This window comes from Rhodanobacter sp. G2-10, from assembly GCF_055809185.1.
In genome coordinates, this window is sequence record NZ_CM147900.1 from 3,107,808 (window position 1) to 3,133,255 (window position 25,448).

General features: G+C 64.5%; 25 protein-coding genes and 1 tRNA gene. 12 read left to right on the forward strand and 14 right to left on the reverse strand.

Translation table 11 applies throughout. The features are described from left to right. Positions 1–69 precede the first annotated feature (69 nt). A complete protein-coding gene (gene rpiA, locus AC0L58_RS14105) occupies positions 70–711 on the forward strand; it encodes a ribose-5-phosphate isomerase RpiA (protein WP_473684443.1) in 642 nt (213 codons plus the stop codon). A gap of 82 nt (positions 712–793) precedes the next feature. On the opposite strand, the gene AC0L58_RS14110 is transcribed toward rpiA, so the two are convergent. The 4 genes from AC0L58_RS14110 to rplM all read right to left on the reverse strand — a co-directional run bounded on the left by AC0L58_RS14110 (position 794) and on the right by rplM (position 3,885). Then, positions 794–2,716 carry a chloride channel protein gene (locus AC0L58_RS14110; protein WP_473684445.1) on the reverse strand — a complete coding sequence of 641 codons (1,923 nt, stop codon included), beginning with the start codon at positions 2,714–2,716 and terminating at the stop codon, positions 794–796. 250 nt (positions 2,717–2,966) lie between these two features. Continuing rightward, positions 2,967–3,041, reverse strand: a tRNA-Gln gene (locus tag AC0L58_RS14115). 13 nt (positions 3,042–3,054) lie between these two features. Further along, positions 3,055–3,447, reverse strand: a complete 393-nt coding sequence (gene rpsI / locus AC0L58_RS14120) for a 30S ribosomal protein S9 (RefSeq protein WP_473684447.1) — start codon at positions 3,445–3,447, stop codon at positions 3,055–3,057. A 9-nt stretch (positions 3,448–3,456) separates the two neighbouring features. Further along, positions 3,457–3,885, reverse strand: a complete 429-nt coding sequence (rplM, locus tag AC0L58_RS14125; protein WP_473684449.1) for a 50S ribosomal protein L13 — start codon at positions 3,883–3,885, stop codon at positions 3,457–3,459. Positions 3,886–4,037: 152 nt separating this feature from the next. On the opposite strand from rplM, the gene AC0L58_RS14130 reads away from it, so the two are divergent. After that, positions 4,038–5,249, forward strand: coding sequence for a (Fe-S)-binding protein (locus AC0L58_RS14130; RefSeq protein WP_473684451.1), 1,212 nt, complete (start codon positions 4,038–4,040; stop codon positions 5,247–5,249). Further along, a complete protein-coding gene (gene coq7, locus AC0L58_RS14135; RefSeq protein ID WP_473684453.1) occupies positions 5,246–5,887 on the forward strand; it encodes a 2-polyprenyl-3-methyl-6-methoxy-1,4-benzoquinone monooxygenase in 642 nt (213 codons plus the stop codon). The genes AC0L58_RS14130 and coq7 overlap by 4 nt, the downstream gene beginning before the upstream one ends. 7 nt (positions 5,888–5,894) lie before the next feature. On the opposite strand, the gene AC0L58_RS14140 is transcribed toward coq7, so the two are convergent. The 4 genes from AC0L58_RS14140 to AC0L58_RS14155 all read right to left on the reverse strand — a co-directional run bounded on the left by AC0L58_RS14140 (position 5,895) and on the right by AC0L58_RS14155 (position 9,313). Beyond that, positions 5,895–7,211, reverse strand: a complete 1,317-nt coding sequence (locus tag AC0L58_RS14140; RefSeq protein WP_473684455.1) for an ABC transporter permease — start codon at positions 7,209–7,211, stop codon at positions 5,895–5,897. Then, positions 7,208–8,158 (reverse strand): ABC transporter ATP-binding protein, encoded by a 951-nt coding sequence (locus tag AC0L58_RS14145; protein WP_473684457.1) that lies wholly within the window; start codon positions 8,156–8,158, stop codon positions 7,208–7,210. Before AC0L58_RS14145 ends, AC0L58_RS14140 begins: the two co-directional genes overlap by 4 nt. Before the next feature lie 142 nt (positions 8,159–8,300). Then, on the reverse strand, positions 8,301–8,927 hold the full coding sequence (locus tag AC0L58_RS14150) for a trimeric intracellular cation channel family protein (protein ID WP_473684459.1): 627 nt from the start codon (positions 8,925–8,927) through the stop codon (positions 8,301–8,303). Positions 8,928–8,986: 59 nt separating this feature from the next. Beyond that, complete coding sequence (locus AC0L58_RS14155; protein ID WP_473684461.1) at positions 8,987–9,313, reverse strand: DUF6249 domain-containing protein; 327 nt, start codon at positions 9,311–9,313, stop codon at positions 8,987–8,989. A 123-nt stretch (positions 9,314–9,436) separates the two neighbouring features. On the opposite strand from AC0L58_RS14155, the gene AC0L58_RS14160 reads away from it, so the two are divergent. From AC0L58_RS14160 to AC0L58_RS14175, 4 genes are all read left to right on the forward strand, one after another. Then, positions 9,437–10,015: an RNA polymerase sigma factor gene (locus AC0L58_RS14160; protein ID WP_473684463.1), complete on the forward strand. Its 579-nt coding sequence runs from the start codon at positions 9,437–9,439 to the stop codon at positions 10,013–10,015. After that, on the forward strand, positions 10,012–10,476 hold the full coding sequence (locus AC0L58_RS14165) for a hypothetical protein (protein ID WP_473684465.1): 465 nt from the start codon (positions 10,012–10,014) through the stop codon (positions 10,474–10,476). The genes AC0L58_RS14160 and AC0L58_RS14165 overlap by 4 nt, the downstream gene beginning before the upstream one ends. 286 nt (positions 10,477–10,762) lie before the next feature. Beyond that, positions 10,763–11,167, forward strand: coding sequence for an HIT family protein (locus AC0L58_RS14170; RefSeq protein ID WP_473688746.1), 405 nt, complete (start codon positions 10,763–10,765; stop codon positions 11,165–11,167). A 90-nt stretch (positions 11,168–11,257) separates the two neighbouring features. Then, positions 11,258–11,659 (forward strand): VOC family protein, encoded by a 402-nt coding sequence (locus tag AC0L58_RS14175; RefSeq protein WP_473688748.1) that lies wholly within the window; start codon positions 11,258–11,260, stop codon positions 11,657–11,659. Between the two features lie 144 nt (positions 11,660–11,803). Here the strand turns inward: AC0L58_RS14175 and AC0L58_RS14180 are convergent, their stop codons facing one another. Further along, on the reverse strand, positions 11,804–12,211 hold the full coding sequence (locus AC0L58_RS14180) for a VOC family protein (protein ID WP_473684468.1): 408 nt from the start codon (positions 12,209–12,211) through the stop codon (positions 11,804–11,806). A 307-nt stretch (positions 12,212–12,518) separates the two neighbouring features. Between AC0L58_RS14180 and AC0L58_RS14185 the strand changes: the two genes are divergently transcribed. Next, on the forward strand, positions 12,519–12,947 hold the full coding sequence (locus AC0L58_RS14185; protein ID WP_473684470.1) for a hypothetical protein: 429 nt from the start codon (positions 12,519–12,521) through the stop codon (positions 12,945–12,947). A 109-nt stretch (positions 12,948–13,056) separates the two neighbouring features. Beyond that, a complete protein-coding gene (locus AC0L58_RS14190; RefSeq protein ID WP_473684472.1) occupies positions 13,057–13,548 on the forward strand; it encodes a GNAT family N-acetyltransferase in 492 nt (163 codons plus the stop codon). Between the two features lie 50 nt (positions 13,549–13,598). Here AC0L58_RS14190 and AC0L58_RS14195 read toward each other — a convergent pair whose 3' ends face one another. Next, positions 13,599–14,951, reverse strand: coding sequence for a sensor histidine kinase (locus tag AC0L58_RS14195; RefSeq protein ID WP_473684474.1), 1,353 nt, complete (start codon positions 14,949–14,951; stop codon positions 13,599–13,601). Beyond that, positions 14,948–15,649, reverse strand: coding sequence for a response regulator (locus AC0L58_RS14200; protein ID WP_473684476.1), 702 nt, complete (start codon positions 15,647–15,649; stop codon positions 14,948–14,950). Before AC0L58_RS14200 ends, AC0L58_RS14195 begins: the two co-directional genes overlap by 4 nt. A gap of 131 nt (positions 15,650–15,780) precedes the next feature. Between AC0L58_RS14200 and AC0L58_RS14205 the strand changes: the two genes are divergently transcribed. Beyond that, on the forward strand, positions 15,781–16,278 hold the full coding sequence (locus AC0L58_RS14205; RefSeq protein ID WP_473684478.1) for a Spy/CpxP family protein refolding chaperone: 498 nt from the start codon (positions 15,781–15,783) through the stop codon (positions 16,276–16,278). Between the two features lie 85 nt (positions 16,279–16,363). On the opposite strand, the gene lpdA is transcribed toward AC0L58_RS14205, so the two are convergent. From lpdA to aceF, 3 genes are all read right to left on the reverse strand, one after another. After that, on the reverse strand, positions 16,364–18,145 hold the full coding sequence (gene lpdA / locus AC0L58_RS14210; RefSeq protein ID WP_473684480.1) for a dihydrolipoyl dehydrogenase: 1,782 nt from the start codon (positions 18,143–18,145) through the stop codon (positions 16,364–16,366). A gap of 28 nt (positions 18,146–18,173) precedes the next feature. Then, on the reverse strand, positions 18,174–19,196 hold the full coding sequence (locus AC0L58_RS14215) for a mechanosensitive ion channel family protein (protein ID WP_473684482.1): 1,023 nt from the start codon (positions 19,194–19,196) through the stop codon (positions 18,174–18,176). A gap of 71 nt (positions 19,197–19,267) precedes the next feature. Further along, on the reverse strand, positions 19,268–20,650 hold the full coding sequence (aceF, locus tag AC0L58_RS14220; RefSeq protein ID WP_473684484.1) for a dihydrolipoyllysine-residue acetyltransferase: 1,383 nt from the start codon (positions 20,648–20,650) through the stop codon (positions 19,268–19,270). 231 nt (positions 20,651–20,881) lie between these two features. Here aceF and AC0L58_RS14225 point away from each other — a divergent pair, with 231 nt between their 5' ends. Both AC0L58_RS14225 and AC0L58_RS14230 read left to right on the forward strand, forming a co-directional pair. Further along, entirely contained in the window at positions 20,882–21,766 is an 885-nt protein-coding gene (locus AC0L58_RS14225; RefSeq protein ID WP_473684486.1) for an ABC transporter ATP-binding protein, read from the forward strand. A gap of 92 nt (positions 21,767–21,858) precedes the next feature. Next, the gene (locus tag AC0L58_RS14230) at positions 21,859–25,446 is read left to right on the forward strand and encodes an ABC transporter permease/M1 family aminopeptidase (protein ID WP_473684488.1); all 3,588 of its coding nucleotides are present in this window, start codon (positions 21,859–21,861) and stop codon (positions 25,444–25,446) included. Positions 25,447–25,448: the final 2 nt, after the last annotated feature.

Consider the following 25,448-nt stretch of genomic DNA (forward strand, 5'->3'; position numbering starts at 1 on the left):
CGATTACGACGGTGCTCGCGGCGAAGCCTACCGACCGCCATAATGCGCTTTTCATTCCGGACACCCCACATGAGCAATGCCAACGAGAAGCGCCAGGCCGGCGAAGCCGCGATCCGCTACGTCGAGGACGGCGCGATCGTCGGGGTCGGCACCGGCTCCACCGTGGCGTTCTTCATCGACGCGCTGGCCGATCTGAAGGATCGCATCCAGGGCGCCGTTTCCAGCTCGGAGCAGTCGACCGCGCAGCTGAAGAAGCTCGGCATCCCGGTACTCGACCTCAACGCCGCCGGCCCGCTGACGATCTACATCGACGGCGCCGACGAGTGCGACCCGTACAAGCGCTTGATCAAGGGCGGCGGCGCCGCGCTCACCCGCGAGAAGATCGTGGCGGCGGCGAGCGAGAAGTTCGTCTGCATCATCGACTCGAGCAAACAGGTCGAGCTGCTGGGCAAGTTCCCGGTGCCGATCGAGGTGATCCCGATGGCACGCAGCCTGATCGGGCGCGAGATCGTCAAGCGCGGCGGCAACCCGGTATGGCGCGACGGCGTGGTGACCGACAACGGCAACTGGATCATCGACGTGCACAACTGGCAGATTGCCGATCCGGCGGCACTGGAGAGCGAGTTGAACCAGCTGCCGGGCATCGTCACCGTCGGCCTGTTCGCACGACGCCCGGCTGACGTCGTGCTGGTGGGCGACCGGGAAATCTAGCGCACCGGGACTTCCAGCGTCGTCCACTCATCGGCAAATGCGCCACGACCGCTGAGGATCGCCGACTGAACCTCCGGGCGGCTTACGCCGCCGGAGTCGGCTTGGCCGACTTGCCCAGCTTGATATGGCGCGCCTTGAATCGTGCCTCGCGCAGGCGCTGGGTGTGGGACTTGAGGATATCGCCGCGAGTGATGATGCCCACCAGCTTGCGCGGATCGTCCTTGCTCACCACAACCAGCCGACCGACGTTTTCGGCGACCATGTGATCGGCAGCATCGCGCAGCGAGTGGTTTTCATTGACCGCAATCGGTGGCCCCTGCAGCAATTCGGCCAACGACAGCGTGTAATGCCATTGCGGGTCGAGCAGCGTACGTCGGGGCAGCATGCCTTTCACGTGGCCCTTCTCGTCGATGACCGGATAGCTCCGATGTTGCGTGTCGGCGGTGTCGTCGGCCAACCAGCGTCGCACCTCAGCAAGGGTCTGGGTGGTCTGCAGGCTCACCACCTCACGCGAACAGACCGTACTCACGCTCACCTGCTCCAGATAGTCGGCCGCGTACTCCGAGGGCACCTTGATCCCGCGACGCGCTATTTTCTCGGTCATGATGGTGTTGCGCATGAGCAGGGCGGAAACCAGGTACGCCGCCGTGCAACCGCCAAGCAAGGGCAACAGACAGGCCGACTGGCGCGTGGTCTCGAAGGCAAACACCACGGCGGTCAGCAGGGCGCGTGAAGAGCCGGCAAAGATGGCCGCCATGCCCACCAACGCCGCAATGCGCGGGTCGATCTGGATACCCGGCACCAGATGATTGATGCCGATCCCGATCACCGCGCCCAACGAGCCGCCGATCATGAACAGCGGTGCCAGCGTACCGCCGGAGGTGCCGCTGCCCAGCGCAATGACCCAGGAGATGAATTTCAGCGCGCCGAAGGTGAGCAGCATGGTGAGGCCGAAATGACCTTGCACCAGGGCGTCGATATTGTCGTAGCCCACGCCCAGGGTTCGTGGCTCGATCCAGCCGATGAAACCGGCAACCAGGGCGCCCAGCGCCGGCCACCACATCCAGTGGATCGGCAACTTCTCGAACAGGTCCTCGACGCCGTAGACCGCCTTGGTCACCCACACCGAGGCATAGCCCACCAGGCCCCCGACCACCACGAAACTGACCAGGGCCAAGCCCCCGGGCTGCAGGACCTCCGGCATGGGAAACACCGGTGACGAACCGTAGGTGGCATACCGCACGCCCACGGCGGTTACTGCAGCCAGCGCCACCGGGATCAGCGAGCGCGGGCGCAGTTCGAACAACAGCAGCTCCACAGCGAGCACCAGCGACGCCACCGGCGCGCCGAACACGGCCGCCATGCCGGCCGCCGCGCCGGCCGCCAGCAGCACCTTGCGCTCGTTGGCGGTGACGCGCAGCAGCTGGCCGATCAGCGAACCCATCGCGCCGCCGGTGGAGATGATCGGACCCTCGGCACCGAACGGACCACCGGTACCGATCGCGAACGCCGAAGACACCGGCTTGAGCCAGGTGATGCGCGCGGGAATGTTGGATTCGTTGGTGAGGATCTGTTCCATCGCCTCGGGAATGCCGTGCCCCTGGATCGCACGCGAACCCCAGCGCGCCATGATCCCGGCGAGCAGGCCACCGATCGCCGGGATCAGGATCACCCAGGCGCCGAGGTGGTTGTCCGCTGGCGAGAGGACAAACGAGCCGCTGCGTGCCGTGGGACCGATCACGTCCGACACGCGACCGTAGAAGAACAGGTCGGTGATCAGGTTGATCATCAACATCAGCAACTGGGCCACATAGGCGGCAGCCACACCCAGGATCACCGCCAACACGCTGATCAGCAGGATGCGGTGGGTAACCAGGGTGGACTTGCGCGGCATGCGCGCGGCGTCCAGCGACAGGCCGAGGGCGGGGGCGATCGGCAGCGCGTCCGTGCTGCCGACCGTGCGCACATCGGCGTGCCCGACGGGATCGTCAGTAGCAGGCGTCATCGAAGTTTCACGGAGTGCAAAGCGGGAATTTTACGCTGCTGCAGTGCGGAAAAGAAGGGCGAAACTGCGCAACTTCTCGTAACTTTCTGCGAAATCGCACACTTTTCATGAATGTCGCCGAATTCGCCGCGACCTGGATTTGCAACGAAGCAACGCCCGCTTGCGTTTGCCACCCACACGAAAATGCCCGCCGGAGGGCGGGCATTTCGGTCGAGCCATGACGCATTGCTGCGCGCATCGACATCTGGATTGGCAGCCCCGGATGGATTCGAACCACCGAATGCCTGAGTCAGAGTCAGGTGCCTTACCGCTTGGCGACGGGGCTGTAGAGCTGGAGTTTAGCGCTTCGAGAACTGGGTCGCACGACGGGCCTTGTGCAGGCCGACCTTCTTGCGCTCGACCTCACGCGCATCGCGGGTCACGAAACCAGCCTTGCGCAGCGGCGACTTCAGGCTTTCGTCGTACTCGATCAGGGCGCGGGCGATGCCCAGGCGAACCGCACCGGCCTGGCCGGTGATGCCACCGCCAGCCACCGTCACGGTGATGTCGAACTTCTCGGTGTTCTCGGTCAGCTCGAGCGGCTGGCGCACGATCATGCACGAAGTCTCGCGACCGAAGAACTGCTCAAGCGGCTTGCCGTTGATCACGATGTCGCCCTTGCCCTTGCGCAGGAACACGCGGGCGGCGGAGGTCTTGCGGCGGCCAGTGCCGTAATTCTGCTGGATGCTCATGATGATTCCTTAGATTTCCAGCGCCTGCGGCTGCTGTGCGGTATGCGGATGGTCGGCGCCACCGTAGACCTTGAGCTTGCGGTACATCTCGCGGCCCAGAGGATTCTTCGGCAGCATGCCCTTCACGGCGATCTCGATCACGCGCTCCGGATGGGTGGCCAGCAGATCCTTCAGACTGGTGGTCTTCAGGTTGCCGACGTAGCCGGTGAAGCGGTGGTACATCTTGTCGTCCAGCTTGGCGCCGGTGACGTGCACCTTCTCCGCATTGACCACCACGATATAATCGCCGGTATCGCAATGCGGGGTGTATTCCGGCTTGTGCTTGCCGCGCAGACGACGGGCGATCTCGGTCGACAGGCGACCCAGGGTCTTGTTCGTGGCATCGACCACGAACCAGTCGCGCTTGACGTTGTCGGCATTGGCGCTGAACGTTTTCATTTCAAATACCTGTCGACCGCTGCTGGGCGGTACGCATGATGGAAGAGCGTGCTTCGTGTGGAACAAAGGCGCGAGATGATAGCGGAGCTGTCATCCATGGCGCAAGCCCACCGACCGGCGAACTGTGAGTCGGCAATGATAGCATGATCCCCATGCCGCTTGAGAAGTCCCCCCAGCCCGCGCCAGCCGCACGCCTTGCCGAGCTGGCCGACCAATGCGTGCAATGCGGCCTGTGCCTGCCGGTTTGCCCCACCTATGCGCTGGATCAGAACGAAGCGGAGTCCCCACGGGGACGGATCGCGCTCGCTGCCGCGCTGGCGCGGGGCCAGGCCGACCCCGGCGCCGGGCTGCGCGCGCACCTGGATCACTGCCTGGCCTGCCTGAACTGCGAAACCGTCTGTCCGGCGCAGGTGAAGTACGGCGAATTGCTGATCGGGACCCGCCAGCTGATCGGCCCGGCGCCGGGCCGGCCACGGCGGCTACTGGGCCTGGTCTCGCGCCCGCACTGGCTGCGTGTCCTGCGCCGGGTCACTCGCTGGCTGGGCCTGCGGCGCTGGAGGCCATGGCTGGGGCAGCACCTGCCCGCCGGCTCGCCCTGGCGCGCGGCCTTGCTTGTCCTGCCGAACGCCCCACTGGCACCCAAGGCACACGCCAGCGCACCGCGACCCGGCCAACCATTGCTGGCACTGTTCCCGGGCTGCGTGGCCAGCGTCGAGGACGCCGCGGCGCAACAGGCCGCGATTGCCCTGCTGCAGGCCGCGGGCTTCGGCATCACGGTGCTTCCCGCATTCTGCTGCGGCGCGATGGATCTGCACGGCGGCGCCACGGCAGCCGCCGAGCGCGCTGCCCGGCAGGTACGCCAGGCGTGGGCGAGCAGCGGCGCCGGGCAACTGATTTCGGTGACGCCCGGCTGCCTCGGCAGCTTGCGCCACGCCCTGCCCGGCGTGCGCGTGGTCGATCCGGTCGAATTGCTGGCTGCGCACGCGGCACGGCTGCACTTTCGGCCACTGGCCCAACGCGTGGTGCTGCACCTGCCCTGCACCCAGATCAACGTGGCGCGGACCGACACCGCCTTGCTGGGACTGCTCCAGCGCATTCCCGAACTCGACGTGGCACTGGTGCCGCGCCCACCGCATTGTTGCGGCGCGGCCGGCAGCCATCTGCTTGAATTCCCCGAACGCGCCGCGCAGTTGCGCGACGCCACCCTGCGACAAGCCGCCACGCTGGCACCGCAGCTGCTGTTGTCGTCCAATATCGGCTGTCGCCTGCATCTGGCCGCCGGCATGGATGCCCAGGCCAAGACGTGGCCGACCATGCACCCGCTGACCTTGCTGGCCCGACAACTGCAACAGGAAACTCCATGAGCGTCCGCACCCTGAGCCCCCTCGACCGCCTGCTGGCCGGCTGCGAACGCGCGCTGGAAGCAGTCGCCGGCACGCCGATGGCGACGCGCTCCTCGCCTGCCACCGGCATGGCCGAGGCGGAACTGGACGAGACCGAGCGCCGTCATGCGGCAGGTCTGATGCGCATCAACCATACCGGCGAAGTCTGCGCGCAGGCGTTGTACGTAGGTCAGGCCGCACTCGCACGCGACGCCGACAATCGCGCGCATCTGTTGCGTGCCGCCGCCGAGGAAACCGATCACCTGGCCTGGTGCGCCGAACGATTGCAGCAACTGCACAGCCGTCCCAGCCTGCTAAATCCGCTGTGGTACGCCGGAAGCTACGCGATCGGCGCCGCCGCCGCCGTGGCCGGCGACCCGGTCAGCCTCGGCTTCGTGGTCGAAACCGAGCGCCAGGTGGAAACCCATCTCGCCGAGCATCTGGAAAAGCTGCCGGCACAGGACCAGCGCTCACGCGCCATCCTGGCGACGATGCAGGCCGACGAAATCCGTCACGCCGAAGCCGCGCAACAGCGTGGCGGCATCGACCTGCCGTTTCCGCTGCCGCAGTTGATGCACGCCAGCTCGATGCTGATGAAAGCGGTGGCTTACCGGATCTAGTCCGCGCTCACGCCCGGATCCAGCGCCACAATTCGCGCCACGACGGCTTCTTGCCGTACATCAGGATGCCGGTGCGGTAGATCCGCGCGGCCAGCCACACGCAGGCCAGCAGCGCCACCACCATCAACCCCAGGGACGCCACCAGTTCCAGCGGGGGCACCGAGGTCAGCGACCATCGCACCGGCATGGTGAACGGCGCGAAGAACGGGATGTAGGACATCGTCACGCCGAGCGGACCGGTTGGATCCTTGATCAACGCGAACACGGCGAAGAAGCCCACGATGATAAACACGGTGACGAATATCGCGTACTGCTGCGTCTCCTGGATGGTGTTGCACATCGCGCCGATCGCCGCGTACAACGCGCCGTAAAGCATGAAACCCAGTGCGAAGTACAGCAGGAACACCACCAGCAGGCCGGGCGGCATGCTCGGGATCGGAAAGCTCTGGGCAGCGTCGGCGCTCATGCCGAACATGCCCGCCAGCGGCATGCGCTGGCTGCTGAGCACAAAGATCGTGCCGCCCCAGATCGCCATCTGGGCCAGCCCTGCGGAACCCACGCCAATAACCTTGCCCAACAGCATCTGGAACGGGGTCAGCGACGAAGTGAGCACCTCCATGATGCGCGAGGTTTTTTCCTCGATCACCGAGGTCATCGTCTGCTGGCCGTAGATCAGGATCGCGATGTACAGGATGAAACCCATGAAGTACGCGATCATGAACGATTCCTTCCCGCTCTGACCGGTCAACTTGCCGTCGGAGACCTTGGTCGTGTCCAGATCTGCAGGTTTCATCGCCTGCTTGACCAGCGCCGCGTCCACTCCGGACTTGGCCAGACGCACGCCGGCAAGTGCGTTGGATACCGCACGCTGCAATTTGGACATCGATTCCAGCGAGCCCACGTTGCCGCCGTAGTAGGACACCTTGCCCTTGGCTAGCGTGTCGTCCGTCAGCACCAGCACGCCATCAAAACCGTCCTTTCGCGTCTTGCCGGAAAAGCCGGTGCTGGCGATCAGGCCGTCACGCACTTTGGCCAGGTCATTGCTGGCGGCCGGAAATACCTGCACGGCGTAGCGCAGCTTGGCCTTCGGGCCGCTGCCAAGTTTCTCGGCTTCGAGCGCATGGCTGACCGGCTGGCCGAGGCCGGTGGTCGATGCGTCCACGACCGCAATCGTGCTGGTGCGATCACCGCCGCTCATCATCAGCGCTGGCAGCAGCACCATCGCCACCATGAACACCGGCAGCAACACGGTGGAAATCACGAACGCCTTGGTGCGGACGCGCTCGACAAACTCGCGTCGGACAACGGCAATGATCTTCTTCATGCGGCCACTCCGGCGTGGGCGGTGGCAGCATCGGCGCCGACCTTGGCAATGAAAATGGCATGCAGCGACGGCTCGACCACCTCGAAGCGGCGCAGACCGACGCCTTCGCGCACCAACGCCGCGAGCAGCTGTTCGGGATCGGCACCATCGGCCATCTGCAGCTCGGCGCTGGCACCGTAATCGTCGACATGGGCAATCAGGCTGCGGTCGGCCAGGATGTTCGCCGCGCGCGCCTTGTCATGGGTAAAGCCCAGCGCCACGTGGCGCCCGCCGAAATCCTCCTTGACCTGCGCCACCGTGCCGTTCACCACCATCTCGCCGCGCGCGATGATCGCGATGTGGTCGCACATCCGCTCGGCCTGCTCCATCACGTGGGTGGAGAACAGCACGGTGCGCCCCTCGGCGGCGATCGCCACCACGATGTCCTTCATCACCTGCGCGTTGACCGGGTCCAGCCCCGAAAACGGCTCGTCCAGGATCACCAGCTCGGGCTCGTGCAACAGCGCACCGGCAAACTGCACCTTCTGCTGCATGCCCTTGGACAGGTCCTCGACCTTCTTCGCGGCCCAATCGCTGACGCCAAGCCGCTCCAGCCAGGCCTGTGCACGCTTGCGCGCGTCGGCGCGGCTGATGCCCTTGGTTTCGCCCAGGAAGATCAGGTGATCGAGCACCTTCATCTTCTTGTACAGCCCGCGCTCTTCCGGCAGGTAGCCGATGCGCTGCGACAGCGCCCGGCTGTTGTGCGGCGAATCGAACAACACGATCTTGCCTTCGTCGGGTTCCAGGATGCCCATGATCAGGCGGATCGTCGTGGACTTGCCCGCGCCGTTGGGCCCGAGCAGGCCGAAGATGCCGCCGGCGGCGATCTCCATGGACAGATGATTCACCGCGGTATGGCCGGAAAAGCGCTTGGTGACGGACTCGATGCGCACGCTCGCTGCGGTCATGGAACAGCTCCCTTGGGTACCAGGCTCCCCGCCCGACCGTGGAAAGCTAGCATGCAGTGATATGCGCGCAAAGATGACCAATGGCGGTTGCCCGGCTATCGGCGAGTCGCCGTCCCGCGAAACTCCCGGCGAAGGCGGTTGCTCAGCCGGTTTTGCCGCGACCAAAGCGCGGCAGGTTCCAGTGCAGGCGCAACGACAGGAAGCGCAGCCCGAAGCACACCAGGATCGGCAGCCACGTCGCCCACACCGCCGGCCAATCGAGATACTCGCCCAGCACTGCGAGCGCGGCGCCGACCAGCGCCGCCGAGGCGTAGATCTCCTCCTGCAGCACGATCGACACGCGCGCAAGCAACACGTCGCGCGCCATGCCGCCACCGATCGCCGTGACGATGCCGAGCAGGATCGCCACCTCGGCGTTGTGACCGAACACCAGCGCCTTGTGCGCGCCATACACCGCGAACAGGCCCAGTCCCATCGCATCGAACAACCGCACCGGATAAGTCAGCCGCTCCACCCACGGATAGGCCATGATCGTAAGCACCGCGGCAACCACGGCCGTGGCCAGGTAACGCCAGTCGGACAGGCCCGCCGGTGGAATCGCGCCGATGCACAAGTCGCGGGCAATGCCGCCTCCGCAAGCCGTGATGTAGGCAATCGCGAGAATCCCGAACAGATCCAGGTTGCAACGTCGCGCCGCGGTCGCGCCGCTGATCGCGAACGCGAACGTGCCGGCAAGATCCACCAGGTTGAACAACAGCTGCTCATTCACGTTGCCGACTCACTTGCGGGTATGCCGGCGACCGGCGCATACCCGCTATTGAACCAGCTTCAGGCCAGCTTGCGTGCAACCGCGAAGAACACCAGGTTGCCCAGACCGGTCGCGCCAGCCAATACCGCGACCATGCCGGCGGTCACTTCCTGCCAGCCAAACCACTGGATCAAGCCAAACCCCAGGCCTACGAAAACCAGCACGATGCCCCAGCGCAGCGACGAATGCCGACGGCGCTGCTCCTCGTCGAGCATGAGCGATTTGACCAGTTCCTCCGAACCGCCGGCACCCACCATGCGACTGCGCACGCGGGCATCGACCACCGCCTTGATCGCGTAGGTGATGCAGATGAACAACACGATAGGAATAAAAATGCCAAAGTCCATACAGAATCTCCGTGGTGAATGGCCGCGAAAGGCGACCGCCTGAAGCCACAGATACACGCCACGTCATCACGGTTGCAGCAATGCACTTGCAACCGCCGAGGCAGTGCGCGTATCTGTGCCCCCATGGACGACCCACGCCAAAGAGACCGCGAACTGGTCGATGCCGCACTGGCCGACCGGCCGGGCGCATTCGCGCGCCTCGTGCGCGAACATCAGGGCCTGTGCTGGCACATCATCCAGCGCATGGTGCGCAACCCCGAAGATGCACGCGAGCTGTGCCAGGACACATTCCTGCGCGTGCACCAGTCGCTGCACCAATACCGCTACGAGAGCGCGCTGAAATCGTGGATCGGGCGGATCGCCTGGAACATCGCGCTGCGCCACCTGCAGCGCAAACGCATCCCGCTGGTCGACAACGGCGGCGAGGACGATGAAATCAACCTGCTCGAGCAAGCCAGCGACGGCTTCGACCTGGAAGCCGCCTGGGCCGACCAGCAGACCGCCCAGCATCTGCACGCCGCCATCGACCAACTGTCGCCCCTGCAACGCAGCCTGCTTACCCTGTATCACCTCGAGGAAATGAGCATCCCCGAGATTGCCCGCATGACCGGCCTGGCCACGGGTACCATCAAGAGCCACCTGTTCCGCGCCCGACTTCGCCTGCGCGGCGAACTCGAGACCCGCCTTGGAGTTGCCGCATGAATCCAACCACCGACGATCACATCCCGCGCTTTACCGACCCCGCGCAAGAGCGCGAATGGCTGGTGCAGGAACAAGCCACGCGACGCGAACGCCTCCAACTCGACCCTGCCGCCGACGATGCTCGTGCACAGCGCTATCGCCTGCTGGCGCGCGTCTTGCGCGAACCGCAGACGGATGGCCTGCCGATCGACTTTGCGCAACAGATGGCCAACCAGGTTGCCGGCACATCAGCGAAAAGCATCGACATGCGCTTCGAACGCGTGCTGACCGTGAGCCTGGGTATCACCATGCTGCTGGTCGCCGTTGTGGTGAGCGTGTTGTATGGCGGCGACTGGCTCACCGCGATCCGCACATCGCTGCCGGCACTGCCGCCCGATGCCTATCGCTGGTTGCTCACGTTCGGGGCATGCGTCGGCATGTCGTGGGTATTTGGGGTGTGGGATCAGACACGAACCCGCTGAGGGTTGTGTCGCGTCTTTCTGCGCCAAGCAGTTTGTTCCTTCAGTTTCGAGGGACCAAAACTTGGCCGCTCGATGCGCGGGATGTGAAACGGGGTCGCTGTGCGACCAATGATGGAGAACGTCGCATACCATGAAGGTTGCTCGACAACTTCGGAGCCACTCTTGTCTTGAGCCAAGCGGGGTGGCGCCCCCTTGTAATCATGCAGATTCGCACCAAGTCCACCTGACCGCTACGTTGGGCCTCATGAAGAATGCTCCATCAGGATACGAATGTCCGTTCTGCGGTATTGCCGAGACACTTCCATCGCCTGCTCCGGAATCGGCAGTTGTCCTGACGGACGCGAACGTGTTCGCCTTGGTTCCGACTCACCACTACGCCGGGATAAAAGGCAACTGCCTGGTGATACCCCGGCATCACTATGAGAACGTGCTGGACATCCCCGACAACCTTGGCAGCGACTTCTTTCGTGCCACGCGCCGCCTGGCGCACGCCATGCAGAAGGTCTTCGGTTGCGAAGGGATATCTACTCGCCAACACAACGGGCCGGCCGGCGACCAGGATGTCTGGCACTACCACCTTCATGTATTTCCTCGTTACACCGATGACGGTCTGCATGGGGGGCTCAAGATGCCTTACACCACCGAGGAACGTATCGAGCTGGCGGCCAATCTGCGAACTGCATTGCGGTAGCGCAGCACGCGTGACGTCAGCACATGGTTTTCCCACATGCGGGTTTGCTCAATCCTGTCCAGACCCGCGAACATGCCCGAGGAAGAAGCGATGTTCAGTCACATCATGGTCGGTTCAAACGACATCGAGCGGTCAAAGCGGTTCTATGACGCAGTGCTCGGGACGCTCGGGGCAGGAGAGCCCGCACGCAATACGGCGGCCACCGGCCAGACCCGGCTGTTCTATCAGCACGACGGTAGCGTCTTTTGCGTGAGCGAACCCATAAACAATGAGCCAGCCACTGTTGCCAATGGTGGCACCATCGGGTTCAAGTGCAGCTCACCCGAGATGGTGCGCCAATTCCACGACACCGCCGTTGCGCATGGCGGGGTCTCCATCGAGGATCCGCCGGGCCTTCGCCAGGGCGGGATGGGGCCCATGCACCTGGCCTATGTGCGTGATCCTGACGGTCACAAACTTTGTGCTTTTCATCGCCCCAGGCAGGATCGCTGAATCCGTTCGGCGATTGGATCGAACAGGGAGCCAGGTCCCACTTGCAAAGGCAAACCACGCCAATCGAGTGAACCTGGCGCCGTCATGATGCTTGATTGATGCGGCGCTCGCACGGCAACGCCTGCGAGCGCTCGCTTCCTGCGTCTAGCCGGCGGGCATTTTTGACATGTCCATCCAGAACGGCCCCCACACGTGTCCATCGGGATCGGTCAGGTCGCGGCCATACATGAAACCAAGATCCTGCACGGGATTGATGTCGGCGGTGCCACCATGGGTCGCAGCTGCTTCGATCATGGCGTCGACCGCCTCACGGTTGTCCAGCGCCAGCGCCAGCGACACCTCGCTGGACGTGGACGGCGGAATCGGTCGCTCGGTGAATGTGCGCCACTTGCCGTGCGTCAGCAGCATCACGTAGATCGACTCGCTCCATACCATGCACGCCGCGGTGTCGTCGGTGAACTGCGGGTTGTTGGTGAAGCCAAGGGCGGTGTAGAAGGCCATCGACGCGGACAGGTCGGCGACGGGAAGGTTGACGAAAATCATGCGGGTCACGGGGGCTTCCTCTTCGGGTTGGTGCCGGTACGACGAACCAGCCTCGGAAGAATCGACAACGACGATTGAAATCATCCAATCAGTTGCAAGGTCGGTTCCGCTTGCCACCGCTAACCGCGCCGCATAACCGAATCGGGCGCCATGTCGCAGCCTTCGGTGACGCTGAGCTGGTTTGCAGCATGTCCATACCTTGCTGCACTGGTCCAGCAGGCGCCTCGACTGGTACGGTCGGCGCCAAGCAGTCAGTTGAGACGGTCGGCTACACCGTCGGTCGAGTTCAGTGTTGGTCAATCTGAGGAGGGGCGTCGTGAAACGTAACGCGATCACAGGCAGCTTGCTTCTGGTTGCAGGCATCGGCATCGGTGTTGGCATCTCCCATTTTCCGGTCGCGTCCGCGGCGCCCCGGCCGAGCCCTGCCCCGCTGTCCCAGCAGAAGTTCCTTGTTTCGCTCGATGAGGTGAACCAGAACTTCGTCTTTGGCCACGAGTTCTCGGGGCAATACGGCACGACAGTGACGCTTTCGGACGGCAGCAGGCGACACATCCAACTGACCCCGATGATGCACAACGGCATGCAGGTCGTGGAACTCAGGGACAACGACGGTCATACCTACATGGGGCTCAACGGCACGACCACGAACGGCAAGCTGATGGTGCAGGTTCGCGACCTTGCCACCATGAAGAAAAAACTCACGGCGGAGGGTTGGCCGGCCACCGCTTCCGGTGCGACTCGCTGACGACAACAACGACATCGGGTTTCCATGCCTGCGCGATCCGCGGTGAACCCGACGCCGCTGCGGCGCAAGAGTCTTCTCTGATTCGAACGGTTTCGCCTGCCCATAAATCATGCCCCACGAAACGCTCACCTTCCGCCACCTGCACGCTTCCGACCAGGAGTCGTTGTGGCACTGGCTGCACATCGCGCTTTGGGACCCACCTCCGGCGCCATTGCGGCCGCGCGAGACACTCGAGTCCCCCGGCGTCCGGATCTACGCCGAAAACTGGGGATTGGCTTCGGACGTGGGCGCCGTCGCACTGGTCGATGGCCGGCCAGCGGGCGCTTGCTGGATGCGATTGATCAAGGACGGCGTCGGCCTGGCCTATGTGGATGACGAAACTCCGCAGCTTGGTATCGCACTCGAACCGGAATTCCAGCATCGTGGATACGGACGCAAGCTGATGCAGGCGGCGCTCGATGCCGCGTGGGACAGCGGCTATCGACAGGTCTCATTGACCGTTCATCCGGAAAATCCGGCGATTGGAGTCTATGAGCGCTGCGGGTTCGTGAAAGCGGGCCTGCGCAACATCTACCACCTGATGGTGGCCAAGGCGGCCTGACTCCCGGCCATGCGACGCTCCACCCACGCCGGCCAATCACGGCAACGGCGCTACGCCAGCGGCAACGCCAGCCGAACCTCCAGCCCGCCGCCATCGGCATTGCGTACCTCAATGCTGCCGCCATGCACCTGCACCACGCGCTCCACGATGGCCAGCCCCAGCCCATGACCTTCTGCCCGTGCCGCGTTGCTGCCCCGGAAGAACGGCCGGAACAGCGAGCCCAGTTCGTCATCGGGCACGCCCGGTCCGTGATCGCGCAGCACCAGTTGGGCAAGCCCTTGCCCGGCGCACAAAGTCAGCTCGACTGCGCCACCGTCGGGGCTGAACTTGATCGCGTTGGCGAGCAGATTGCCCAACGCACGCTCCAGCAGCATGGCGTTGCCCGAGACCACGAGGGAGTCGACGTCGGCAAACTTCAGTTCGACGTGGCTGGCGTCAGCGTCGATCTGGAACTGCTCCGTCACGTCACGGACCAACGCGGCCAGATCCACTCGCTCGCACTCCATCCCGGGCAAGCCACCTTCCATCCGCGACAGCGCCAGCATCTCGCCCAGCATGCGGTCGAGCCGGGCGATCTCGCCCTCGGCCTGCAGGAAGTAGGGCTCGGCTTCAGCTGGATCATTGCTGCGTCGGGCCAGGTCGATGATCAGTTGCAGGCGGGCCAGCGGAGAGCGCAATTCGTGCGACAGATCCTGCAACACGCTGCGGTCGTGCGCGACCAGTGCCTCGATCCGCGCGGCCATCAGGTCGAAGTCGCCGGCCAGCTGGGCCAGCTCGTCATGTGCCAGCCCTCGCTGACGGCCGACCCGGGTCGACAGCTCGCCCTCGGCCATGCGCCGGGTCGCCCGACGCAGCGCCTGCACCGGGCGCGCCACGCTGCGCGCCACCCACCAGCCGACCGCGGCGATGAACAACAGTGACAACAGCAACTGGACGGCCAGATAGATCTTGTCGCGCGTCTGCGGGCGCAAGCGCACGTGCGAGCGACTCATCGCCAGCAATTGGCGGGTGTGGCCGTCAGCGCCGGTAACCTGCTGCAGCGCTACGTAGAAACCCTTGCGCGGCTGCATCACGATGCTTTGCCCTGACGGCAACCACTCCTGCAGCAGGGCGCGCGTCGGTCCGTGCAGACGAATCGGAACCAGGGGCTCGCCGGCGTCGAACAAGGTGGCCTCGACTCCTTGCTGGCGCTGCTCACGGATCCATCGGGCAAGCGCATCTCGACCGCCGGCCTCGTAGGCCTGATCAGCCTCTTGTGCCAGCGCCGCCCAGTCGATCTCGATCGCGGTGGTGTACTCGACGAAACGCCGCGCAAGGAAGCCGCCAAGGAACAGCACCAGCAGATTCGCCACGCAGAACCAGACCAGCAATCGCCAGTACAACGAACTCTTGATCGGGTTCATGGTGCGCTCACCACCAGTACGTAACCGGAGCCGCGCACCGACTCGATCCGCGGCGCATCGGGCGACGCATCGGCCAGCTTGTGCCGCAGCCGGCTGACATGCACGTCGATGCTGCGGTCGAAGCGTTCCAGCTCGCGACCCAGCGCCAGACGGGTCAGCACCGCCTTGTCCACCAGTTCGCCGGCACGCTGGGCCAGCCCCAGCAACAGCAAAAATTCGGCGCCGGTCAGCGACAACTCCTGCTCGCCGACCTGGGCACGGCGTTCACCCGGGAACAGTTGCAGGTTGCCCGCCTGCACCGTGCCCGAGGCCAGCGGGGCGTTGCGTCGCAACTGCGCACGCACGCGCGCCAGCAATTCGCGCGGCAGGCACGGCTTGGCCAGGTAATCATCGGCACCGAGCTCCAGCCCGATCACGCGATCCACCGGTTCGCCACGGGCCGACAGCATGATCACCGGCAGTCGATGCTGCGTGCGCAACTCGCGCAGGGTATCGAGCCCGTCGCGTCCGGGCATCATCACGTCGAGGATCAGCAGATCGGGGCGCTCGGCCGGGTTGCGCAGGCGCGCCAATGCCGTCTCGCCATCATGCGCGACATCGACCACGAAGCCTTCGCGCTGCAGGTAGTCGGCCAGCAGTCGGCACAGCGCGCGATCATCGTCGGCAATCAGGATGCGGGATGGATTGGGCGTTTGCATGGCAGCCATTCAATACGGAAGTGCCCGCCGGGCACCACGTGCTTTACCGTTCTTTACCCCCACGCAAAGAACATATACGCAATCGTGTCGTCAAATGGTGGCGTACCTTCCCCACCACAGAGGCAAGCACCATGCGCAAGCACACACTTCTCGGTCTGGCCCTGGCTTCGGCCCTGGCCATCGGCAGCACCGCCGTGATGGCTGCACCCGACGCGGGTGGCCACGGCGATCACGGTTGGCGCGGTCATCATGGTCATCACGGCCAGATGATGATGTTGCACAAGCTCGATCTCAGCGACGCGCAGAAGGCCAGCGTCAAGCAGATCGTGCAAGCTGATCGCGAACAGAACAAGGCGCCGCGCGAAGCCTTGCGCCAGCAGCGACGCGCGTTCGAGTCGATGACCCCGAACCAGGTCGGCTACCAGGCCGCCGCGGCCAACCTGGCCAAGGCTGAAGGCCAGGCGACCCAGGATCGGGTGCTGCGCAAGGCCAACCTGCGCGCGAAGATATACGCCGTACTGACGCCGCAGCAGCAAGCGCAGGCGGCCACGTTCATGGCACAGGCACAGGAACGCCGGGCGCAGTGGAAGCAGTTCAAGGCAGAGCACCCGAAGCCGACGACCGAGTAAGCCGCCCGCCGCCGCGGGGCGCCCCCGCGCACGGCAACCAGCGCGGCAAAAAAGCCCGGGCTTGCCCGGGCTTTTTTGTACCAGCCTACTTTTTCTTCGGCATGTACAAGTCGGTGATGGTGCCTTCGTAGGCTTCCGCGGCCATGCCGACGGACTCGCTCAGCGTGGGATGCGGATGGATGGTGAGTCCGATGTCGGCCGCTTCCGCGCTCATCTCGATCGCCAACGCGATCTCGGAAATCAGGTCGCCGGCGTGCACGCCGACAATGCCGCCGCCGACCACGCGATGGGTTTCCTCGTCGAACAGCAGCTTGGTGAAGCCCTCGGTACGGTCGATGCCGATCGCCCGGCCGGACGCCGCCCACGGGAACTTGCCCACGCCGACTTTCAGCCCCTTTTCCTTCGCTTCGCGTTCGGTCACGCCGACCCAGGCGATTTCCGGATCGGTGTAGGCGACCGACGGGATCACCCGCGCGTCGAAGTGGCTCTTCAGACCAGCCACCGCTTCGGCGGCGACCTTGGCCTCATGCGTGGCCTTGTGCGCCAGCATCGGCTGGCCGACCAGATCGCCGATCGCGAAGATGTGCGGCACGTTGGTGCGCATCTGCGTGTCGACGTCGATGAAGCCGCGCTCGCTGACCGCCACACCGGCCTTGTCCGCGCCGATCTTGCCGCCGTTCGGCGAGCGACCGACCGACACCAGCACGCGGTCGAACAGCGTGGTTTCCGGGATGCTGTCGCCTTCATAGCCGACCTCGATACCCTTCTTGCTCGCCTTGGCGCTGGTCACCTTGGTTTTCAGATGGACGCCCTTGAGCCGGCTGCCGAGGCGCTTGGACAGCGGTTTGATCAGGTCGGCGTCGGCGCCAGGCATCAGCTGATCCATGAACTCGACCACGGTCACTTCGCTGCCCAGCGCGGCATACACGGTGGCCATTTCCAGACCGATGATGCCGCCGCCGACGACCAGCAGCTTCTTTGGCACGTCCTTCATTTCCAGGGCGCGGGTCGAATCCATGATGCGCTCGTCGTCCCACGGGAACATGCCCAGCTTCACCGATTGCGAACCGGCGGCGATGATCGCGTGCTCGAAGCGGATCAGCTTCGCGCCGTCCCTGGTCTGCACCTCCAGTTCGTTCGGCGACACGAACTCGCCCGTGCCCACGACCGTGCGCAACTTGCGCTGCTTGGCCATCGCGGCGAGGCCGCCGGTGAGCTGGCCGACCACCTTGCTCTTGAAGCTGGCCAACTTGGCGATGTCGATCTTCGGCTTGCCGAAGCTGACGCCGTGCGCCTCCATCGCTGCGGCTTCGTCGATCACCGCAGCCGCATGCAGCAATGCCTTGGACGGGATGCAGCCCACGTTGAGGCAAACGCCGCCCAGCGTGTCGTAGCGTTCCACCAGCACGGTGTCCACGCCGAGATCGGCGGCGCGGAACGCTGCGGTATAGCCGCCGGGGCCGGAGCCGAGCACGACCAGTTTGCATTCGATGTCGGCCTTGCGGCCCGTGCTGCCGGCAGCTGCGGGTGACGGCGCGGCAGCGGCCGCAGCGGGCGCCGGTGCGGCGGCTTTCGGTGCCTCCGTCTTTGCGCTTTGCGCCGGCGCCGGTGCAGCCGCGGCTTCACCGGCAACCTCAAGCACAGCAATCACCGCGCCTTCGGCAACTTCATCGCCGACCTTGAGCTTCAACTCCTTGATCACGCCGGCGGCGCTGGACGGGATCTCCATCGTGGCCTTGTCCGATTCCAGCGTGATCAGGCTTTGTTCTTTCTCGACGGTGTCGCCGACCTTCACCAGCACCTCGATCACGGGCACGTTGTCGTGGCCGCCGATGTCGGGAACCTTGATTTCGATGGTGTTGGCCATGGTGTCGTTTCCTTGATGTGGCAGGACGTCAGCGCGCTGCGTCCGGATCTTGGGGAGAGGGGGAATCTGCGCGGGCGGCGGAGGATCTCGCGATGTCGCGCTGGACATCCTGCGCGGCGTCGTTGTCGAGCACGTCGTCGTTGCCGTCTGGGCCGGCGTCGCCTGCATCCGCATGCGGCGCAGCATCGACCCAGCTCCGCACGTGCACGTCGCGCTGCGGGAACGGCACTTCGATGCCGTGCTGCTCCAGCGCCGAATGCAGCGCCCAGTTGTAGGCCGCGAACACCGCGCCGACGCGCCGGGTGGCCTCCGCGTTGAGCCAGACCACCAGCGAGAAATCGAGCGAGGATTCGCCGAAGCCGGTCAACCATACCTGCGGCTCGCGCGGCCCACTCATGGTCAGCGTGAACGGCACCGCGGCGGCGGCTTCGAGCGCGGCCTTTTTCACCAGGTCCTTGTCGGCACCGTAGGGCACGCGAAACGGAATCTTCTGTCGCCGCGCGACCTCGCGCAAGGTCCAGTTGACCACGCGCCCGGTGACGAATTCGGAGTTCGGTACCAGGATGTCGATTTCGTCATTGGTGGTGATCAGGGTGGCGCGGATGCGGATCTCGCGCACGTGCCCGTGCACGCCGGACGCCAGTTCGACGAAGTCGTCCACCTTCAGACTGCGGTCGAACAGCAGGATCAGGCCGGAGACGAAGTTGTTGAAGATGGCCTGCAGGCCGAAACCCAGGCCAACGCCCAACGCGCCGGCGAACACCGTCATCTTGGCGATCGGAATGCCGGTGACACCCATCGCCCACAGCAGGCCCACCACCAGCAGCAGGTAATGCAGCAGACGCTCAACCGTATACAGCGAGGCCTTGTTGACGTGCTGGTTGCGATCGCCATAGCGATGCAGCAGTCGCTTCAGGACGGCACTCAGCAGCAGGAAGCCGCCGAACAGCAGCAAGCCGCCGAGAATCGAACCGATCGTGATCTGGATGCCGCCCAGGCTGAAACCCTTGTCGAGAAGCGTGTTCAGGTGGGTGGCGCCCTGGCTGATCATCGAGGCGTCCTGGGCCGGCCGGCCCGGACCTGCTTGCGCCAATGCGATGATCGCCTGCACCGGGTCGCCCGTTACAGCAACAGCCGGCGGATGTCGCCGAGCTGGCTGGCCAGGAACGAGGCAAAGCGTGCGGCCAGCGCACCGTCGATCACGCGGTGATCGTAGGACAGCGACAGCGGCAGGATCGTGCGCGGCTTGAACTTCTCGCCGTTCCAGACCGGCTTGATCGCCGCCTTGGACACGCCCAGGATCGCCACTTCCGGCGCGTTCACGATCGGCGTGAACTTGGTACCGCCGATACCGCCCAGCGAGCTGATCGAGAAGCAGCCGCCACTCATTTCGGCCGGACCGAGTTTCTTGTCGCGCGCCTTCTTCGAGATATCGCCCAGCTCGCGCGCCAGGTCGAGCAGGCCCTTCTTGTCGCAATCGCGGATCACCGGTACCACCAGGCCGTCGGGCGTGTCGACCGCGATGCCGATGTGGAAGTATTTCTTGAGGATCAACTTCTCGCCTGATTCGTCGAGCGAGGCGTTGAACTGCGGGAACTGCTTCAGCGCCGCCACCACCGCCTTGATCTGGAACACCAGCGGGCTGATCTTCAGTTCCTTGTTCTCGGCGCCCAGCTGCTTGCGGAACGCTTCCATCTCGGTGATGTCGGCGTCCTCGTGCTGGGTGACGTGCGGAATCATCGCCCAGTTGCGCGCCAGGTTGGCGCCGGAAATCTTCTGGATGCGCGACAGCGGCTTCTCTTCGATCTCGCCGAACTTGGCGAAATCGACTTTCGGCCACGGCAGCAGGTTCAAGCCGCCAAGCGAAGCCGAGCCGCCCTGGCTGGGACGCGCACCCGAGGCCAGCGCATGCTTGACCCACGCACTGACATCGTCACGCTGGATGCGGCCACCGCGACCGCTGCCTTTCACCTGGCGGATATCCACGCCCAACTCGCGCGCAAAGGCGCGGATTGCCGGGCTGGCGTAAGGCGCGTCACCGGGCATCACGATCGAGGCATCGACTGGCGGGCGCGGATGCGGTATGTCGCCTTCCGGCGCGTTACCCGGTGCCACGCCCTGCCCGGCGACCGGCGAAGGGGGTGGCTCGGCGGGCGCCGTGCTGGTCGGCTCTTGGGCGGATTTTTCCGGTTTGGCTGGCGCAGTGGCGGCTTTGTTGGATTCATTGCGGGAAGCGGTGTCCGCAGCGGTATCGGCTTCCTTTTGGCCGGCCGCTTCAATCACGGCAATCACGGCGCCTTCGGAAACCTCGTCACCCACCTTCAGCTTCATTTCCTTCACGGTGCCGGCGAAGGGGGAAGGCACTTCCATCGTCGCTTTGTCCGATTCCAGCGTGATCAGGCTCTGTTCCTTCTCGACCTTGTCGCCGACCTTGACCAGGACCTCGATGACGGGGACACCGTCGTGACCGATGTCGGGAACGCGGGCTTCTTTGAGGTCGGCCATGATGACTCCTTCGGATGGCGATGGCGAACCGCTCGGGGCTGGCGGTTGCCTGCAAGATGTCAATCATAACCAAGGCACGCCCTCTTCGTCTGGCATCAGGTGCGTCGATTGCATGACAATGGCGCTCCATGCGCACGCGTATGCATGACCTTGAGCGCACGCGAAAACGCACCCGATGCCCTAACCTCTTCGCATTCACAAGCCGCGCCACGCGGCCCAAGGACGCCATCGATGCTGACCATACGTGACCTTTCCAAGACCTATGCCAACGGCGTGCGGGCGCTGCGAGGCGTGTCGCTGGATATTCCCAGCGGCATGTTCGGCCTGCTCGGGCCCAACGGCGCGGGCAAGTCATCGTTGATGCGCACCATCGCGACCCTTCAGGATCCGGACGAGGGCACCATCCGGCTGGACGACATGGATCTGCTCGCCGACAAGCAGGCCACCCGACGCCTGCTCGGCTACCTGCCGCAGGAATTCGGCGTGTATCCGAAGGTCTCGGCCGAGGCGATGCTGGAGCACTTTGCCGTGCTCAAGGGCGTCACCGTCAAGAGCGAGCGACGCGAGCTGGTCGAGGCGCTGCTGCGCCAGGTCAATCTGTGGGACGTGCGCAAGCGCAAGCTCGGCACCTACTCCGGCGGCATGCGCCAGCGCTTCGGCATTGCGCAGGCCCTGATCGGCGAGCCGCGCCTGATCATCGTCGACGAGCCCACCGCCGGACTCGATCCGGAGGAGCGCAACCGCTTCCTCAACCTGCTGGCCGAACTGGGCGAGCGGATGGTGGTGATCCTGTCCACGCATATCGTGGAGGACGTCACCGACCTGTGCTCACGCATGGCGATCATCGGCCAGGGCCAGGTGCTGCTGACCGGCGAGCCCGGCGAGGCGATCCGCTCGCTGGAAGGGCGGGTGTGGCGGCGCACGATCGACAAGGCCGAGCTGGATGGCTACCGGGCCCGCATGACCATCCTGTCCACCCGACTCGCCGGCGGCCGCACCCTGCTGCATGTGCTGGCCGACAGCTTGCCGGAACAGGGCTTCGAATCCGTCGCGCCGGATCTGGAGGATGTCTACTTCGGCCGCCTGCGCGCACAAGCCACCAGCCGGGCCGCCTGAAGGCTCTCCGGTTTTTGTAGGAGCGCACCGCGTGCGCGAATGCTCTCGAATTTCGCGCGCAAGCTGCGCTCCTACGCCAGACAGGATCATCCATGTTCGCCGAGATTCTCCGCTTTGAACTGCGCCAACAGCTGAAGGCACCGCTGTTCTGGATCGTGGCGCTCGCCTTTGGCGCGCTCGCCTTCGCCCTGGCCAGCACCGATGCCGTCATCATCGGCGGCGCCAGCGGCAACGTGTTGCGCAATTCGCCGCTGGTGATCGTGCGCCTGCTCAGCGTGCTCACGGTGCTGAGCATCTTTCTGGTCACGATCTTTGTTGCCGCCGCCGCGCTGCGGGATTTCGACCAGCGCACCTCGGAGCTGTTCTTCGCCACGCCGATGAGCCGCGGCGCCTATCTGGGCGGACGCTTCGCCGCCGGCTACGCCGCCTCGCTGGCGATCATGCTGGTTTGCGCACTGGGCATCGCGCTGGGCGGCATGATGCCGTGGATCGACGCGGCGCGCCTCGGGCCGGCGAACTGGCATGGCTATGCGTGGGCGTTCGGCGTGATGGTGATACCGGACATGCTGTTCATCGCCGCCCTGCTGTACCTGCTGGCCACCACCACGCGCTCGCTGCTCGCCACCTATATCGGCGTGATCGTGTACTTCGTCTTGCAGAGCGTCGTGGGCCAGCTGACCAAGGACGTCAACAATCATTACCTCGCCGCCATGGTCGACCCGTTCGGCGGCCGTACCCTGGCGATCGTCACGCGCTACTGGTCGGCCGACCAGGCCAATCACGTACTTCCTGCATTGAGCGGCGTGCTGTTGTTCAACCGCCTGCTGTGGATCGGTGTGAGCCTGGCCATGCTCGGCGCCAGCGCGCTGCTGTTCCGACCCAACCGCGAAGGCCTGAAGCTGCCACGCCGGAAGAAGCGCGCCGAACCACCGATGCTGCGTCCACAAGCGCTCGCCGTCGCGCTTACCCTGCCCAAGGTCGCCCTGACCGACAACCTGCGCACCCATCTGCAGCAGTTGCGTGCGCAATTCAGCTTCGACACGCTGGCCGTGCTGCGTGGCGCGCCCTTCCTGATCATGCTGGCGCTGGGCCTGGCCAACTTGTTCGGCGCCTTCCTGCTGTCCGGCCAGATCTACGGCACCGCGACGTATCCGGTGACGCACCAGGTGCTGGAGAACATCCAGGGCGGTTTTCAGTGGTTGCTGTACATCATCATCACCTTCTACGCCGGCGAGCTGGTGTGGCGCGAACGCAGCCAACGCTCGGCGGAAGTCAGCGACGCCTTCCCGGTGCCGGACTGGGTGCCGCTGACCGCCAAGCTGGGCGCCCTGCTGGCGGTGATCGGCGTGTTCCTGCTGGTCGGCGCCGCGGTCGGCATCGGCTGGCAATTGAGCCACGGCTACACCCATCTGGAGCTGGGCCTGTACCTGGAAACGCTTGCCCTGCAGGCGATTCCGTTCGCGCTGCTGGCCGTGCTGGCGGTATTTCTGCAAGTCGTATCGAACAACAAGTTCCTCGGCTATCTGCTGACCATCGTCTGGCTGGTGTTGAGCGCGATCGGCTTCGACCTGTTGCACTGGGAACAGCACATCTACAACTACGGCGCCACGCCGGGCGCGCCGTATTCGGATCTCAACGGCTACGGCCACTTCCTCAAGGGTGTGCTGTGGTTCGACTTCTACTGGGCCGCCTGCGCGGTGGTGCTGCTGGTGCTGGCGTCGCTGTTCTGGGTGCGCGGCACCGGCCAATCGGGCCGCGAGCGCGTGCGCGAGGCGTTTGCCCGGCTGCGCGTTCCCGCCGCAGCCACACTGGCCCTTGGCCTGCTCGCCTTTATCGGCAGCGGCGGCTGGATCTACTACAACACCAACGTGCTGAACCAGTTCAAGAGCAGCACGACGCAGAAAATCGAGCGTGCCGACTACGAGAAAAAATACGCCAGGTACAAGGACGCGCCGCAACCACGGATCACCGCGGTGCAGGCCAACGTCGACATCTATCCGTACCAGCGCAAGCTGGAAATCCGTGGCCACTACACCCTGGTCAACAAGCACGACACGCCGATCAGCGAGCTGTATGTGAATTTCACCGACGGCTTCAAGGTGAAGTCGCTCGAGTTCGCGCCGCACTCGATTGTCAGCGCGGACAAAGAGCTCAAGTTCACCGTCTACAAATTGAGCACGCCGCTGGCACCGGGCGCATCCATGCCGTTCGATTTCACCTTGGAGTACGCGCCCAGGGGCTTCACCAACAGCGCCAGCGGCAGCTTTCTGGCCCACAACGGCACCTTCTTCAACAACGGCGTGATGCCGCAGTTCGGCTACCAGCCCCAGGTGCAGCTCACTGACCGCAACGACCGGCGCGAGTACGGCTTGAAAGTGGATGTGCCACGCATGCCGCCGCTGGGTGACGAGAAGGCGCGCGCCAACACCTACATCAGCAACGATGCGGATTGGATCAGCTTCGACACCACCGTCTCCACCGCCGCCGACCAGATCGCGCTGGCACCCGGCACGCTGCAGAAGGAATGGACGACCAACGGCCGGCGCTATTTCCATTACAAGATGGAACAGCCGATGCTGAATTTCTTCGCCTGGCTGTCGGCGCGCTACGAGGTGAAGAGCGTGGATCACGACGGCGTGGCGATCTCGGTTTACTACAACCCGGAACACTCCTGGAACGTGGACCGGATGATCGAAAGCGCCAGTGATTCGCTGGACTATTACGACAGCCACTACACGCCGTACCAGTTCAAGCAGCTGCGTATCGTCGAATTTCCCGGCTACGCCACGTTCGCGCAGTCGTTCGCCAACACGATTCCGTTCTCCGAATCGATCGGCTTCATCGCCGACCTGCGTGACAAGAGCAAGTTGGATTACGTCTACGACGTCACCGCGCATGAAGTGGCGCATCAGTGGTGGGCGCACCGGGTGATCGGCGCGAACATGCAAGGCTCGACCATGCTCAGCGAATCGCTGGCACAGTATTCGTCACTGATGGTGATGAAGCACAAGTACGGCGCGAACCAGATGCGCAAGTTCCTGAAGTACGAACTGGACGCCTACCTCGCCGGCCGTGCCACGGAAAAAGTGGCCGAGGAGCCGCTGGCGAAGGTGGAGAACCAGGCCTACATCCATTACCGCAAGGGTTCGATGGTGTTCTATGCGCTGCAGGATTACGTCGGCGAGGACAAGCTCGACGCTATGCTGAAGCAATTCCTGATCGACAAGGGCTTCCAGCACCCGCCCTACACGACCTCGAAGGAATTCATGGACGCGCTGAGCAAGGCGCTGGGGCCGAAGTGGCAGCCGATGCTGAACGACTTTTTCTGGAAGATCACCCTGTTCGACAACCGCATGACCTCCGCCACCGCGAAGAAATTGCCGGACGGCAAGTACGAGGTGACCATGAAGGTGCATGCCGGCAAGGTCTACGTCGACGGCAAGGGCAGGGAGACTCCAGGCAAGGTCGACTTCCCGATCGACATCGGCGTGTTTGCCGCCTCACCCGGCGCCGGCAAGGATGGCAAGCCGCTGTACCTGGAGAAGCGGACAGTGAAGGACGGCGACAGCACGATCACCGTCACCGTCGACGGCAAGCCGGCGCAGGCCGGCATCGATCCCTACAACGAGTTGATCGACAAGGTCTCGAGCGACAACCGGCGCCCCGTCACGCTGCAATGACT

Coding starts and splice junctions, on each gene's coding strand:
- AC0L58_RS14190 (WP_473684472.1), top strand. CDS start 13,057: ATGCCCCACGAAACGCTCACCTTCCGCCACCTGCACGCTTCCGACCAG.
- AC0L58_RS14195 (WP_473684474.1), bottom strand. CDS start 14,951: ATGAACCCGATCAAGAGTTCGTTGTACTGGCGATTGCTGGTCTGGTTC.
- AC0L58_RS14160 (WP_473684463.1), top strand. CDS start 9,437: ATGGACGACCCACGCCAAAGAGACCGCGAACTGGTCGATGCCGCACTG.
- AC0L58_RS14165 (WP_473684465.1), top strand. CDS start 10,012: ATGAATCCAACCACCGACGATCACATCCCGCGCTTTACCGACCCCGCG.
- rplM (WP_473684449.1), bottom strand. CDS start 3,885: ATGAAAACGTTCAGCGCCAATGCCGACAACGTCAAGCGCGACTGGTTC.
- AC0L58_RS14140 (WP_473684455.1), bottom strand. CDS start 7,211: ATGAAGAAGATCATTGCCGTTGTCCGACGCGAGTTTGTCGAGCGCGTC.
- aceF (WP_473684484.1), bottom strand. CDS start 20,650: ATGGCCGACCTCAAAGAAGCCCGCGTTCCCGACATCGGTCACGACGGT.
- coq7 (WP_473684453.1), top strand. CDS start 5,246: ATGAGCGTCCGCACCCTGAGCCCCCTCGACCGCCTGCTGGCCGGCTGC.
- AC0L58_RS14215 (WP_473684482.1), bottom strand. CDS start 19,196: ATGATCAGCCAGGGCGCCACCCACCTGAACACGCTTCTCGACAAGGGT.
- AC0L58_RS14200 (WP_473684476.1), bottom strand. CDS start 15,649: ATGCAAACGCCCAATCCATCCCGCATCCTGATTGCCGACGATGATCGC.
- AC0L58_RS14130 (WP_473684451.1), top strand. CDS start 4,038: ATGCCGCTTGAGAAGTCCCCCCAGCCCGCGCCAGCCGCACGCCTTGCC.
- lpdA (WP_473684480.1), bottom strand. CDS start 18,145: ATGGCCAACACCATCGAAATCAAGGTTCCCGACATCGGCGGCCACGAC.
- AC0L58_RS14230 (WP_473684488.1), top strand. CDS start 21,859: ATGTTCGCCGAGATTCTCCGCTTTGAACTGCGCCAACAGCTGAAGGCA.
- rpsI (WP_473684447.1), bottom strand. CDS start 3,447: ATGAGCATCCAGCAGAATTACGGCACTGGCCGCCGCAAGACCTCCGCC.
- AC0L58_RS14225 (WP_473684486.1), top strand. CDS start 20,882: ATGCTGACCATACGTGACCTTTCCAAGACCTATGCCAACGGCGTGCGG.
- AC0L58_RS14205 (WP_473684478.1), top strand. CDS start 15,781: ATGCGCAAGCACACACTTCTCGGTCTGGCCCTGGCTTCGGCCCTGGCC.
- AC0L58_RS14145 (WP_473684457.1), bottom strand. CDS start 8,158: ATGACCGCAGCGAGCGTGCGCATCGAGTCCGTCACCAAGCGCTTTTCC.
- AC0L58_RS14175 (WP_473688748.1), top strand. CDS start 11,258: ATGTTCAGTCACATCATGGTCGGTTCAAACGACATCGAGCGGTCAAAG.
- rpiA (WP_473684443.1), top strand. CDS start 70: ATGAGCAATGCCAACGAGAAGCGCCAGGCCGGCGAAGCCGCGATCCGC.
- AC0L58_RS14155 (WP_473684461.1), bottom strand. CDS start 9,313: ATGGACTTTGGCATTTTTATTCCTATCGTGTTGTTCATCTGCATCACC.
- AC0L58_RS14110 (WP_473684445.1), bottom strand. CDS start 2,716: ATGACGCCTGCTACTGACGATCCCGTCGGGCACGCCGATGTGCGCACG.